General features: G+C 54.5%; 13 protein-coding genes and 3 pseudogenes. 4 read left to right on the top strand and 12 right to left on the bottom strand.

Annotated features, from left to right (window positions below; all coding sequences use genetic code 11):
- Window positions 1-160 precede the first annotated feature (160 nt).
- The 8 genes from ACR0BK_RS19975 to ACR0BK_RS19940 all read right to left on the bottom strand — a co-directional run bounded on the left by ACR0BK_RS19975 (window position 161) and on the right by ACR0BK_RS19940 (window position 7,570).
- On the bottom strand, window positions 161-1,678 hold the full coding sequence (locus tag ACR0BK_RS19975; RefSeq protein ID WP_480556023.1) for an aldehyde dehydrogenase family protein: 1,518 nt from the start codon (window positions 1,676-1,678) through the stop codon (window positions 161-163).
- Window positions 1,679-1,712: 34 nt separating this feature from the next.
- Window positions 1,713-2,057: a cupin domain-containing protein gene (locus ACR0BK_RS19970; RefSeq protein WP_480474664.1), complete on the bottom strand. Its 345-nt coding sequence runs from the start codon at window positions 2,055-2,057 to the stop codon at window positions 1,713-1,715.
- A complete protein-coding gene (locus ACR0BK_RS19965; RefSeq protein WP_480556022.1) occupies window positions 2,054-2,419 on the bottom strand; it encodes a cupin domain-containing protein in 366 nt (121 codons plus the stop codon). Before ACR0BK_RS19965 ends, ACR0BK_RS19970 begins: the two co-directional genes overlap by 4 nt.
- Window positions 2,416-3,702, bottom strand: a complete 1,287-nt coding sequence (locus tag ACR0BK_RS19960) for a glycosyltransferase (RefSeq protein WP_480556021.1) — start codon at window positions 3,700-3,702, stop codon at window positions 2,416-2,418. Before ACR0BK_RS19960 ends, ACR0BK_RS19965 begins: the two co-directional genes overlap by 4 nt.
- Window positions 3,703-3,726: 24 nt before the next feature.
- Window positions 3,727-4,788, bottom strand: a complete 1,062-nt coding sequence (locus tag ACR0BK_RS19955; RefSeq protein ID WP_480556020.1) for an ABC transporter ATP-binding protein — start codon at window positions 4,786-4,788, stop codon at window positions 3,727-3,729.
- Window positions 4,785-5,567: an ABC transporter permease gene (locus ACR0BK_RS19950; protein WP_480556019.1), complete on the bottom strand. Its 783-nt coding sequence runs from the start codon at window positions 5,565-5,567 to the stop codon at window positions 4,785-4,787. Before ACR0BK_RS19950 ends, ACR0BK_RS19955 begins: the two co-directional genes overlap by 4 nt.
- Window positions 5,567-6,421 carry an ABC transporter permease gene (locus ACR0BK_RS19945; RefSeq protein ID WP_480556018.1) on the bottom strand — a complete coding sequence of 285 codons (855 nt, stop codon included), beginning with the start codon at window positions 6,419-6,421 and terminating at the stop codon, window positions 5,567-5,569. Before ACR0BK_RS19945 ends, ACR0BK_RS19950 begins: the two co-directional genes overlap by 1 nt.
- Before the next feature lie 78 nt (window positions 6,422-6,499).
- Window positions 6,500-7,570: a polyamine ABC transporter substrate-binding protein gene (locus tag ACR0BK_RS19940; RefSeq protein WP_480556017.1), complete on the bottom strand. Its 1,071-nt coding sequence runs from the start codon at window positions 7,568-7,570 to the stop codon at window positions 6,500-6,502.
- 178 nt (window positions 7,571-7,748) lie between these two features.
- On the opposite strand from ACR0BK_RS19940, the gene ACR0BK_RS19935 reads away from it, so the two are divergent.
- The 4 genes and pseudogenes from ACR0BK_RS19935 to ACR0BK_RS19920 all read left to right on the top strand — a co-directional run bounded on the left by ACR0BK_RS19935 (window position 7,749) and on the right by ACR0BK_RS19920 (window position 11,633).
- Window positions 7,749-8,672, top strand: coding sequence for a GntR family transcriptional regulator (locus ACR0BK_RS19935; RefSeq protein WP_480474650.1), 924 nt, complete (start codon window positions 7,749-7,751; stop codon window positions 8,670-8,672).
- Window positions 8,673-8,679: 7 nt separating this feature from the next.
- Window positions 8,680-9,969, top strand: a complete 1,290-nt coding sequence (locus ACR0BK_RS19930; protein ID WP_480474648.1) for a nucleotide disphospho-sugar-binding domain-containing protein — start codon at window positions 8,680-8,682, stop codon at window positions 9,967-9,969.
- 178 nt (window positions 9,970-10,147) lie between these two features.
- Window positions 10,148-10,309, top strand: a pseudogene (locus ACR0BK_RS19925) (transposase); the annotation flags it as partial.
- A 52-nt stretch (window positions 10,310-10,361) separates the two neighbouring features.
- A pseudogene (locus tag ACR0BK_RS19920) lies at window positions 10,362-11,633 on the top strand (IS3 family transposase).
- Window positions 11,634-11,776: 143 nt separating this feature from the next.
- On the opposite strand, the gene ACR0BK_RS19915 reads toward ACR0BK_RS19920, so the two are convergent.
- From ACR0BK_RS19915 to ACR0BK_RS19900, 4 genes and pseudogenes are all read right to left on the bottom strand, one after another.
- Window positions 11,777-12,232: a hypothetical protein gene (locus tag ACR0BK_RS19915; protein ID WP_480556016.1), complete on the bottom strand. Its 456-nt coding sequence runs from the start codon at window positions 12,230-12,232 to the stop codon at window positions 11,777-11,779.
- Window positions 12,233-12,346: 114 nt separating this feature from the next.
- Window positions 12,347-12,754, bottom strand: a complete 408-nt coding sequence (locus tag ACR0BK_RS19910; protein ID WP_480556015.1) for a universal stress protein — start codon at window positions 12,752-12,754, stop codon at window positions 12,347-12,349.
- A gap of 57 nt (window positions 12,755-12,811) precedes the next feature.
- The gene (locus tag ACR0BK_RS19905; RefSeq protein WP_480556014.1) at window positions 12,812-13,261 is read right to left on the bottom strand and encodes a phasin family protein; all 450 of its coding nucleotides are present in this window, start codon (window positions 13,259-13,261) and stop codon (window positions 12,812-12,814) included.
- 155 nt (window positions 13,262-13,416) lie between these two features.
- Window positions 13,417-13,513, bottom strand: a pseudogene (locus ACR0BK_RS19900) (IS5/IS1182 family transposase); the annotation flags it as partial.

Raw genomic sequence — 13,513 nt, 5'->3', positions numbered from 1 at the left:
CGCCCAGCCTACCGCGGCTTCCTCCTTGTCAGGTTATTCAACGCGGGCCGGGTTACACACGAACGCCAACGATGCGCCGCGGCCCGCATCGAAAAACCTTCGACATAGCTGCCGTTAGCTCATCATCCGTTGTAGAGTCGATCAGGTCGCACCGATCACCCTAGCCGGTGTGCTTTCTCCCGCCTTGTACGTCATCTGAATAGAACCAGTCGTCGGGATATGGATACCACCAGTCCGCCTCCTTCGCCTTCGGGTCGATCACGACCATCTTGGATCGCCTGAATGCCTCGAGTCCCTGAAGGCCTAGCGTGCGTCCAAGTCCAGAATTCTTGATACCGCCAAAAGGCAAGGCATCGTTGTCCACCAGCGGGTTGTTGACCCAAACCATCCCCACCTGTAGTTCATTCACCCCCTGAAATGCCTCCTCCAAGTCGCTGGTAAACAGGCATCCGCCAAGGCCGAACTGCGACGCGTTTGCCAGTTCAAGTGCTTGGTCAAAGTCGCTAACCCGAATGACCGAAGCGACCGGCCCAAAGACCTCTTCCTGAGTTAGCAACATGTCCGCCGTCACGCCGGTCAGGATCGTTGGTTCGAAAAACCAACCTGGCCCTGCATCATCCGGGATACAGCCTCCTACTTCAACCACCGCGCCTTTCTCCGTTGCATCGCGCACCAGCCGCACGACCTTATCTCGCGCTTCCTTGGAGGCCAGAGGTCCAATTTCCGCCACCCCCATGCCGTCGCCGATGCGCAGTTTCCGGGTTCTGGCCACGAACTCGTCGACAAAATCGTCATATACATCATCGACCACAAAAATCCGTTCAGACGATGTGCAAACCTGACCCGACTGCAAAAAGGCAGCAGTCACTGCTCCGGCAGCAGCGACCGCGATGTCGGCGTGTTTACTGACGATAAGTGGATCGCTCCCGCCAGCCTCGATAATTGCCGGTTTTAGACTCTCTGCTGCGGCCACTGCGACTGCACGACCTGTCGGCACGGACCCTGTAAAGGCGACCACATGGGTTTTGGGGCTGGCAATCAACTGTTTACCCACGTCTGCCCCGCCCGACAGGCAAGCAATAAGGTCTTGAGGCAGCGCCTGAAAAAACTCCATGAACGCCATCGTGCACAAAGTTCCTGCGGGTGAGGCTTTCAACACAACACCGTTACCTGCCGCAAGTGATGCGGCCATCGACCAGCAGCCAAGAATGAGGGGGAAATTATATGGAACCACATGCACGGACACGCCGTAGGGCTCGTATGTCTGATACTGAAAAGATCCAGTTTGCATGGTGCCCGCGATCTTGCCCGCGTCATTGCGCGCCATCTCGGCATAGTACCGGAAAACCGGCGGGATATTCGCAATCTCGCCGATCGATTCAGGGTAAGGTTTGCCCGTTTCCAATGTCATCAAACGGGCGACCTCAGTCATGTCGCCGCTTTCGATCTCGTTGGCGATCTGATGCAATACCCGCGCGCGAGACTTGCAGTCCGTTGCAGACCATTTCCTTTGCGCCGCATTGACCCGATCCAGAACCTGGTCCACGATCTGCGGCGACGGTTCACCAAAAACCCCGACGGGCTGCAAGGTAGACGGGTTGACTAGCGTGGTCCCACTACCCTCCAATAGGACATGCCTAGGGTTTAGGTAGTAGCTGGATTTGAACGGGTCACGCATTGGGCAGCCCCCTTGTTTAACAGGCATTGCGCCGTTAGCGGATCATGTACACTTTCTTGACCGTCTCGTGGACAGTGCATACGCCTTTCCAGTCCTGCGGAAAAAAGGCCGCCGTATCGGGCGTAATCTCAATTACCTCTCCGTTTTCATGGACATAGGTACAGCGGCCTTCCAGAAAGTGGCAGAACTCGTCCTTGGTGACGTGACATTCCCACTTACCGGGAGTGCAGACCCAAAGGCCGCATTCGGACCGGCCGTCAGGCCCCTTGTGGATCAGCTTTCCCGACGTGCGGGATTGCCCTTCAATCATCGTCGGGATTACCCCCCAATCGACAAGGTCAGTCTGCTGGAGCGGGTTTTGCATACTTGGCGTGGTCATGATTCAGGTTCGCGATCCGTTAGGTAGTAAGTGTTGCGCAATGTTTCCACGACCGTGCATTCCCCTACCCAACCGGCGGGGAATAGTACGGCCGTTCCGGGCGTAACTTCGATGCTTTCGCCTGCATCCGACTGATACAGCGCACGGCCCTGCACAAAATAGCAAAACTCGTCACGCGGGATCGTTAGGCGCCAACGGCCTGGAGTACAGACCCATGCGCCGATCTCCGGCCGATTGTCCGGGCCTTTGTGAACCAGCAAGCCCGATGAATGCGACTGGCCTTCAATCATGTCCGGCTGTAACCCCCAGTCCGTAAGGTCGGTGCGGGTCGAGATTTCGGAAAGATGCGGGGCGCTGCTCATTCCGCGGCTTTCAGGATGTCGTCGAGAATGCCAGCTGCCTTGGTCGGACCATGCCGTGACTGCATGTGAGCAGAGGTTGCCGCCATCTTCGCCTGCATTCCTGGATCGTTGATACATTTGTCGAGGGCAAAAGCCAATTCATCATCGGTCCAGTCGTATCGGTGAAACCCGAATCCGTGGCCTGTTTCCTGAACACGAGTGGCGTTATCGTGGCCGTCCCAGACATAGGGCATGATGATTGCTGCTTTACCGAAATACAGGCACTCGGTGAACGAGTTGTTACCGCCATGATGTATCACCGCGTCAACCTGCGGAATTACCGAAGGCTGGGGATACCAGCTCTGTATGTGCACGTTGTCGGGAATGTCTGTGTATTCGTCCATGTAATCCCCGACATTTACGAGCGCCCGGTAGGGCAACTTGGAAATGGTCGAAATGATCCTCTTTAGCAGGTCGGTGTCACCTGCACCAAGCGACCCGAAAGATATATAGAGAAGTGGTTTGTCATTGTTGGACTTAAACGTTGGCACCTCAAAGGGTTCTTCTTCGCGTACGCAACCTTCGAGATACTGGAACCTGTTCGGGTCCAGTGGGTTCTGCCGTTCGTACTTTGCCGGCTCGGGATAAAGCAGAAGGTTCATTGTGGGCGACGCTTCGAAAAACTCTCCGATCGGATAGGCATCTTCGTTGCATCTGGCCAGGAACGCATTGTAGTCGTCGTGGATCGGCTTGATCACCTCGTGGAACTTTGCCTCATAGGCCTCCATGCCCTCGCGGTCATCCACCCGGCAGCCCGATAAGTGCGGCGGCACAATCGGGTCTGGGATTTCGTTTTCGGAACATGAGATGATCCGCACCCACGGTACGCCGAACTGCTTGATGGCTGGGAACATAATGACATTATCCACGCAGATCATATCTGGTTTGATTTTTGCCAGTACCTCGGGCAGATCTTTTTGCGCCCATTTTGCGCTGTCGACGATCGCCTCCCAGCAATCCTTTACGTAGTTATCGATCTGGTCAATCGGGCTTTTGCGAAAATTTGGGATGTGACCGTTGATGAAATCTTCCCAGAACTTTGCCATCGCCTCGGGTTCCATCGGCTCGGACAGGGCAACAGGATGCGCCTCAAACCCATAACCTTCATATACCTCGACAAAGCCGGGATCGCTTAGAAATACGGCCTTATGGCCCAGTTTCTCGCAGGCCTGCGCGATGCCAACCGAATTCAGCGCAGGGCCAAAGGCAGCTTCGGGGAAGAAGGCGATGGTTTTCTGTGACATTGTAGGTCTCCGGTTAGATTTGGCTTAGCAGTTGGGCAGGATGCGGGAATGTTTGGCGTCCCATACGCAGTGGACATCCTGACCCGGCTGGATACTTTCACGGTCGGCTTGGCTGGCGGGCACGCGGGCGGAAAGGATGCTCCTCCCGCCGCGAACGCGTACATGCACACCCAGGTCTGACCCGTGATAGGCGACTTCTTCGACAATGCCGGGAAGGCAGTTGCGTCCATCTTGAGGGGCGGTCTGCATCAGGTTGACCCGTTCCGGGCGCACAGCAATTGTGGCAGCACCGCGCAGCTCGGAAACACCCCTCAGCATTCCCGCCCCGTCGACATCGACACCGCCGTCGACGGCGTTTCCGTCCAGAAAGTTCATCACGCCGATAAAATCTGCAACAAAGCGCGATCCGGGTTGTTCGTAGAGCTCGTGAGGAGTACCGACCTGCGCCAGCTTACCGTCATGCAAGACAGCGATCCGGTCGGCCATGACCAAGGCCTCTTCCTGGTCATGGGTAACAATCAGAAATGTAATCCCTACCTCGTGCTGCAACCGTTTGAGCTCCAGCTGCATCTCTTCTCGCAGTTTCTTGTCCAGAGCTGAAAGGGGCTCATCCAGCAACAGGACCTTTGGCCTTTTGATCAGCGCGCGCGCCAAAGCAACCCGCTGTCGCTGCCCACCGGAAAGCTGATCCGGCTTGCGCCCGGCAAAGCCCGACAGCTTCGCACTTTCCAGAACCTCGGCCACTCGCGTGGCGATTTCGTCCTTGGGCAATTTCTCCATTTCTAACCCATAGGCGATGTTTTTTTCGACGCTCATGTGCGGAAACAAGGCATAGGACTGGAACATCAGGTTCAGGGGCCGCTTGCTGGGGCGTATATTTGTCACGTCCTGCCCGGCAACGATTACCTGTCCTTCCTGTGGTGTTTCGAACCCGGCCAGTGTCCGCAACAGTGTGGTCTTGCCGCAACCCGATGGGCCCAGAAGTGCAAAGAACTCGTTGTCGCGAATATCCAGCGAAACGTTGTCGATCGCAGTCACCAAACCGTATCTCTTGGTTATATTCCTGAGTTGAATCGCTTGGCTCATCGGCTGAAAACCTCTTTGTCGGCACGCTGCGCGAAGAAGACCAGCGTGAACGATACAAACATGACGATGGTAGCCATCGCATTGATTTCCGGCGTTACGCCAAAGCGGATCATTGCGTAGATCTGCATCGGCAACGTGGTCGAGGATTGCCCGGCACCGGCGGTGAAAAAGGCAATAATGAATTCGTCCACAGACAGGGTGAAAGACAGCAGCGCCCCAGCAATAACCCCCGGCGCGATGGCGGGCAGCAGAATGCGACGAAAGGTGGTGAATTCGCTGGCCCCAAGGTCGGCACTGGCCTCAAGTATCGAATGGTCGAAATTGCGCATCCGCGTTCGCACCACGGCGACAACGAACGCAATGTTGAACACGACATGGCTCAGAATGATCGAATGAAGCCCGAGCGTCATGTTGAGCAGAGTGAAAAAGGACAACAGTGCGATGGCCAAAACTATGTCCGGGATGATCATCGGCGCGAACAGAACCGCGTCTAGAACTGAAGAATTACGCCGTGTTTCGACACCGACCGCCAAAAGCGTGCCGATTATTGTCGCCAGAACGGTCGAGATTAAGGCCACGATTAGCGTGTTGCGCGCCGCCGACAGTATTGGTTCCGCGGCAAACAACTTGCCGTACCATTCCAACGAAAACCCGGTCCATACAGTTGGAAGTCCGGCCCGGTTAAAGCTTAGCGCCATGAGCACAAGGATCGGCACATAGAGAAAGGTATAAAACAATACCAGGTGCAGCTTCAGGCCCATGTTGGATCGGCCCCGCATCAGTCCTGCCCTCTCTGTCCCGCTGCACGATTGGCCAATACCGCCTGTGCGAACAAAAGCCCCATCATAATCGCAATCAGGAACATCGACAGCGTTGCTCCGAACGGCCAGTCGCGGGCGCTCAGGAACTGGTCATAGATCAGGTTTCCAACCATCTGAAGTCGCCCGCCACCAAGCAAATCGGGCGTTATGAAATTGCCGATCGACAGCACAAAAACAAAAACACCACCTGCCGCGATGCCGGGAACGGTCTGTGGCAGTATCACCCGGTAGAAAGTGATCCAAGCGGGCGCTCCAAGATCTTCCGAGGCTTCTATGGTTTCGACATTTATGCGGCTCAGCGATGAATAGATCGCCAGAACCACAAAGGGTGTGTAGTTGTAGACAAGTCCAACGATCACCGCGAAATTGTTATATAGCAGAGACAGCGGCTCATCGATCAAGCCTGCCCCCTGGAGAGTATTATTGATCAAGCCCTCGCGGTTCAGCATCACGATCCAGGCGTAAGTGCGGATTAGGTAGTTGGACCAGAACGGCAGGATCACCAAGATCAGCAAGCCGGTCTGCCAACGGCGCGGCGCCAGCGTGATGGCATAGGCCGCCGGATAGGCGATGAGGATCGCGATTATGGTGGCCAGAAATGCAATCTTGGCCGAGCGCAGGAAGATTCCGAGGTATAGTGGGTCGGCGGCCCGCACAAAATTTTCAAACGTAAAGACGTAGTCGATGCCGCCATAGATACCGCGTTCAAAGAACGCATAGGTAAAAATAAGACCACACGGCACCACCATAAGAAGTGCAAGCCAACCCAGGCCCGGCCCCAGCAAGATCACCGATTTCAGTCGATTGGTCATATACTTGGCAATCTGTGGAGTGATATCGTATCGGCCCGACCCTTTGTTCGGGTCGGGTTTTGCTCAGGGTTTGATCACTTATTGTGCGGCCATAATTTCGGTCACAGTACGTGCAAAGGGTTTCTGGCCGTTGCCGAGATCGCGCAACTGCTCGTACTTGGTAAGGTCTGCAGGCGACATTCCCATGTTCGGGAAGGTTTCTATCAAGGACGGGTCCAGCGCCTCCATCGCAGCCTTGTTCGGCGTTTTGTAAAGGATATTACTGGCAACCCAGACACCGACATCCGCGCCCAAGACATAGTTCACAAAGGCATGCGCCGCGTCTTTGTTTTCAGATGCATCCGTGATGACTAGCGCATCTACCCACAGATCCGATCCTTCTGATGGGATCGTATACTTGATGTCTGCGTTCTCACCGATGCCGTAGTTACACCAGCCATCCCAGGCGTGAACCATCGTTGCCTCGCCCGATACCAACTTCAGATAAAAAGTTGCATCGTCGTAGGCCAGCAGATCCTGCTTCGCCGCAACCAGCAGGTCCTTTGCAGCCGCCAACGTCTCATCCGACGTATCGTTCAGCGACTTTCCGAGGGCTAGCGCGGCAGCTCCCATCAGCCAACGATCCGTCGAGAGCATTGTCACTTTGCCTTTCAGGTCGTCAGAGGGTTTGAGCAGATCATTCCACGAAGTCGGTTCTGCCATCAGGTCTGACCGGTAGCATAAGCCCGTCGTGCCCCAAGCGTATGGCATTGAATAGTTGTTGCCCGGATCATGAGCCAGTTCTTTAGCTTCGTCATACAAGTTGGACGCATTCGGAACCTTATCGTGGTCGATAGCAGCCACCAGCCCCAAGTTGTTTAATGCTTCGGCAAATGGCGACGAGACGAAAAGAACGTCATAGCCCTTGCCCCCACCGGCTACGACTTTGCCCATGATTTCTTCGTTGGTGCCATGCACCGAAAGCTCGGCCTCGATACCGGTTTCCTTGGTGAAATTCTCCAGCAGGTCCGGCGGCATGTAACCGTCCCAGTTCGAGATCACGATTTTTTCTGCTTGGGCCGCTCCGGCGAATACGCTGAGAGCGCAGACCGCCCCGGCTGTGAGCCAAGCAAATGGCAAACGGAACGAATTGGTGAACTTGTTGGTCATGTCTTCCTCCCTTGACATCCGCGCTCGCTTCTGGGGCGAGATATGTGATGCAATCACGGTATTTTTTGATTAAATAAAACTCAACAATTTTTTGAATCATTTTTGTGTGGCCCGATGAAGACATTTAAAGTACCGTTTTTATTGTATATTAATTAAGAATGACGAAAGCCGCCTTGTTATGTCGCCAAGCAAACACTTGAAACTTGCTCAAAAAATACTGGACGTTGCGATGGATCTCGACTTGCATCAGGGCGACAGGCTGGTGGAAAAAACCCTTGCTGATTCGTGCAGCGTCTCTCGCACTCCAGTTAGATCCGCATTGAGGCTACTGGAAAAAGAGGGGATGGCACGCAAAGCGGCAGAAGGTGGGTTTGTCCTAGAATGCGAACCCGAAAAGGGGCATTCGATACTAAACCAGCATTCGGTTGGAGCAGGTGCCGATCTCGCTGGTGACATCCTACGAGATCGCGGAGCCCGACGCCTGGACGGCGCCATCAATGTCACAGACCTGATCCGGCGATATTCAGTTTCACGCAGCGCTGCACAGCGTGCGCTCGAAGCTCTCCTAGCCCAAGGCGTGATTCAGAAAGCCGAAGGCCAATCCTGGGTGTTCACTCGCATGCCAGGAGACCGTTCAGGACGGATTGAGAGCTACGAATTTCGTCTAATACTGGAACCGCAGGCCATTCTGTCCGACGGTTTCAAGTTGGACACCAAGCGCGCCGATCTGGTCCGCACCCAAACCGAAGCGCTTCTGGCGCAGTCGGAAAACTCCTTCAACAGCCAGGAATTCCAAGACGCGGATCTTGCCTTTCACAAGCTTATCGCTCGTTCGTCCGGCAACCAGTATCTAGCTTCTGCTCTCATTGCCCACCATGGGTTGCGCCACCTGCCAGGCGGATCGTTCGGTATGATCGACTTTCGGATGAGGCAGGCGCTTGAGGAACATCTGCGCATACTTGATTTCATCGAGCAGGGTCATTTCGATCTTGCGGCGGATCAGATGAGGGTTCATTTGCGGCTTTCAATGAACCAAAGACCCAGCGTCGCCAATCGTGGCGCGCCGGCGCTTGTCCAAGCGACCCGCGGGTCAATCCGATGAGTGAATGATGAACCGCGAGGAAGCACCTTTAATCGCTTTTTTCCCTGAAGCTAGTTTTGGGGCTGCACTGAATTGTGTGGGGATCGCTCAGGAGCTTCGCGCAATGGGCGCACTCCCCGTTTTCCTGACCCACGGTGGCTTTGGTGGCGTATTCGCAGATTACGGTTTTGACGAGTTCGCCGTCCCAGTTCAATCAAAGTTGACAGAAGAGGAAACCCAGACCTATTGGCAGGAATTCCTGAGTCATCACCTACCGCATTTTAGCATGCTCCCAACTGACCAACTGGCCACCTATGTAGAGCCCGTTTGGAGCGCAATCGTCGAGACTGCGGAATCGGTTGAGCAGGGGTTGGAAACGGCGCTAGAGCGGATCAACCCGGATGTCGTCGTTCTCGACAACGTCATCATGTTCCCAGCCATCGTACGATCCGAGCGCCCATGGGTCAGGGTCATTTCATGCGCGGAAACCGAGTTGCCAGACAACTGCCTACCGCCGTACCTGTCCGGCCTGCCGGCATCTGACGTGGCCGGGTGCGCGGCATTCCGGGACCAGTACCTGGAGACCCTTGGCCCAATTCATGCTCGCTACAACAAATTTCGCCAGGATCGGGGACTTGAGCTATTGCCTAATGGTGAGTTCCTAGAAACATCACCGCATCAAAACCTTCTTTTGGCGCCATCGATAATTCGCCACGATCGTGATCAGGCGCTGAGTCCTGGACAATTCACCTTCCTCGAAGGCTGCGTACGCCAAGAAGGTCCCTACCGTGTACCTCAGATGCCCCGTAACGACGGGCCTCTGGTGTATGTGAGTTTTGGTAGCCTGGGTGCTATGGATGTCACATTCTTTGAAAGCCTGTTCGACGTATTCAAGACAATGGACATGAGGTTTCTGGTCAATGTCGGGGCCCAGATCGATGCCTATTCCAGAGTACCAGACAATGTTCATCTGCAGGAATGGTTCCCGCAGCCTTCCGTGGTTGAACAATGCGATCTGTTTATTCACCACGGCGGTAACAACAGCTTTTGCGAAGCGCTGTATTTCGGGGCCCCGTCGCTGATCCTCCCCTATTGCTGGGACGGGCACGATAACGCCCAGCGAGCAGTTGAAACCAGTGTCGGACTCAGGTTAAATCGGTGGGATTGGACGCCGGAGCAGTTGGAGAATGCGATTAACCGACTACTTGGGGACGCGGAGCTAAAGGCCCGGCTGGCTGCGAACTCAGAGTTCATGCGGTTGAGAAAGTCGGTTCAGTTAGCTGCTCAGAAAATTCTGGATTGTGTAAAACCTAACTGAATCTAGTTTTGTCCCGTCGGTCATCCGTTTTGTAATTAAGGATGGAAGGGAACATCGCAACGAACTCTTAATCACTGAACCTAAAGTGTAGGTTTTGGGCTTATTCTGGCGAAAAACTATTCGTTGATTGACGCACAAATCGCTGATTCAATTTCCGTACTGAACGGGGGAATGAGCGATGAAGGGGCCAAGGCAGCAAACACAAGGGTCACTGTTCTACGAATTCTCGATTGAGGATCATGTTCCGCAAGACCATATTCTTCGAGGTATAGACCGGTTCGTCGAACTGTCTGATATCCGTCGGCACCTTGCTCCGTTCTACAATTCGACTAGCCGACCGTTGAACTGCTCCGGGTTTTCCGGAGGCTCCAAATCGAGGAAGGATTGGAGCCATGGAAAGAGACAACAGAGCGAACCGCTATTCACCTGAGACGCGCGCAAGGGCCGTGCGGATGGTGCTTAACAATCAAGGCAGCTATGAGAGTCAGGCGGCAGCGATCAAGGCGATTGCGCCGAAGATCGGCTGTGGCCGGGACACATTGCGGCGTTGGGTTCAGCAGGAGGAAACTGACCTTGGCCACCGGGATGGTGTGACGTCGGAAGAGCGGACCAGGATCATGAAACTGGAACGCGAAGTGCGGGAGCTGCGTCAGGCCAATGAGATCCTAAAAAAGGCCAGCGCGTATCTTGCTCAGGCTGAGCTCGACCGCCCACTGAAACGATGATCGGGTTAATCCACTGCCCGGCTAGGCATTGCGGGACGCAATGTCCCGAGAGGGGGCGATCACCGGGCCGAGTATTGGGTCGAGCCGATCTGCCGGGTTTTGCCGATCGCCCCTTCGACCTTCTACGACCATCTGGCCGTTGTCCGTGATCCGGATCGTGCATCTGATCGCGCCAAACGGGATGCCGTCCTGCGGCGCGAAGTGCACAGGGTGTGGGATCAGAACTTCAAGGTCTACGGGGTGCGCAAGGTCTGGCATCAGATGCGCCGCGAAAGCTTCGATGTGGAACGCTGCACGGTGGAACGGCTGATGCGACAGTTGGGCATACAGGGCGTTGTTCGCGGCAAGGCCCAGAAAAAAACGCGGCCGGACAAGGCACTGCCATGCCCGCGCGACAAAGTGAACCGGCAATTCCGGGCACCGGCCCCAAACACGCTCCGGGTCAGTGACTTCACCTATGTCTCGACCTGGCAGGGATTTGTCTGTGTGGCCATCGTAATCGACACCTTCGCCAACCGGATCGTTGGCTGGCGAGCGTCACGTTCCCCGCAGACCCAGTTCGTGTTGGATGCCCTCGAACAGGCGCTCTATGAACGGCGACCATGTGACGATCTCATCCATCACAGCGACCGGGGCAGCCAATATGTGTCGATCCGCTATACCGAGCGGCTGGCCGAGGCCGGGATAGAGCCCTCGGTCGGCAGCGTCGGCGACAGTTACGACAATGCTCTGGCGGAGACGATCATCGGCCTGTTCAAAGCCGAGGTCATCCACCGGTTAGGGCTGTGGAAAACCGCCGATGCTGTCGAATGGGAAACCCTCAAATGAGTCGACTGGTTCAACAACCGCCGCCTGCTGCAACCCATCGGAAACATCTCGCCAGTAGAAGCCGAGGAGACATTCTATGAACAGTGCAATGAGTCCGATAAAGTCGCCTGAAACAGAGTAATCGGTCTCCGGGAAAACCGAGGCGGTTCAGCCCTTTTGAACCGTCTGGAAACGCACTAGTAACGGCTTCAATAAAATTGTGACCCATAAATCGACGTAACTTGCAGGTAGTTCCAGAGACTGCATCGCTTGCGTCACTGTCCGAACTGCGGATCATAGCCCCCATAGACTTGGCGCCCGGCGCTATGAAAGTCTTCCTGAAATTGGCAATCGCGGCCGCGAACTTTCAATATAGCTGTTGCAGCCAATGAATTTTTAAGTTCGCTATCTTTAAAAAGGACGCGAGCGATGTCGGGCAAAAACTCTTCCCCGCGAGGGCAAGCCAAGGCAAATTTCGAAACGAAATCGCCGAAGAATTTGCGTAATCTCTCTGGGCTAGTTTCATTTGTCTCGCAGGCTGCATTTATCAATGCAACTTCAAGAGCCTGCTCAAATGCAACGTATGCCTTCGAAACGCCATTCACATCGATCCACAGTGGGTGGTCTTTGCGTCTTGCGAAGTCAGCTGCACGCAAAAAGAGATCTTGAGTAGATGCTGTAGTGGAGGGATACGTTCCTCTAAGAGAAATCAGTTTCCGAAACTGTGACATTTCCCAACTCCATTTTTGGTTATCGATACAAAAATGGAGATGGCGTTTGGTTCGGGATGATAGGATGTAGCCTACGGTAGAATACAGTTATATGGTTGTGTCGCTAACCTTGGATCAACGAATTACGTGAACCGAACACCTTGCGTGATGCACGACTCTGTTCGCAGTGGAACCTAAGAATATGTCCTCAAAACCAGGCTTGTGCGAAACCAAGACGATGCAATCCGCGTCGCTCTCATTTGCGAAGTCTACAATAGCCCTACCCGCGTGCCCAGAGATGAGCCGAGCCTTCGCGCCTGAAATTTCAGAAGCAGTTTGATGCAGGTTTTCCAGGATTTCATGCCGCGTATTGGCAAGTACTTCGCTGGGAATCTGAGACCCTACATACGCCGGAATTGGCTCTTGGACGTGTATCACAGTGAATACAGCGTCCGCATCAGCCAATTGGCGCGCGGCTTCAAACGACGCTTGTGTGTCGTATTCTTGGTCCAGAGCAACCGGGATCAGGATATTCTTGTACATTTGACCTCCTATCTACTGCTCCAATGATTCCAGTTTGGTTCCTCGGCAGCAGGAAACCTACACAGGCTCAGACTTTGAAGATTTCCCCGCGCCGTTTGTAGCGGCTACAACATCATCAACTGTTTTCTCAACAGCTTCAACTTCGGTTTCAGCGACATAAGATGCACAACGGGACACGGTTTCGAACCATTCCTGAGCGTCAGCAACCAACCGCTCCGCCGAATGGCGCTGCCACTCCGCCATGCTCTGAAAGGCTTTAGAAGGATCGGACGGGTTCGCGGAAGACACATTGCGTGCAGCTTTTAGAGCCGTCCGGACCGCCTCATGACGCCGTTCGAACCAATGCTGCGCAAAGGCCTCGGTTTCTTCGAGCAATTTCTCTTGCGCGTCCCAAAATTGTTCGATCTGGGCACCGAAGGCCGGATTGCCAGAAATGGGCGGCTGCATTTGCTTGAAAACATCCAAAAGTGAGGTCGGGCTATTTGTGTTGGATTTCTTTGTCGGCATCGAAAATTCCTCCGCATTTTCTGAATGAGCTATTTTGCCACCTGCGGCGCGCTTTCGCCTTAATTCAGATCAATTTCCCTTACTATTACAATCCTCAACTTAGGCTGCTACAGGGCAATCGCATTCTCTCCGACATCGGTTCCTAGGGTCAGGATTCATAACCAGTAGATGACGACGGCTGCGAGCGCGATGGCCGAGAGGAAGACCTTGGGACACCTGTCGTAGCGGGTTGCCACGCGTCTCCAGTCTTTG

This window comes from Ruegeria sp. AF1 (assembly GCF_056542125.1).
Note: the sequence above shows the minus strand (reverse complement) of the source record. Positions and strands in the feature narration are given on the sequence as shown.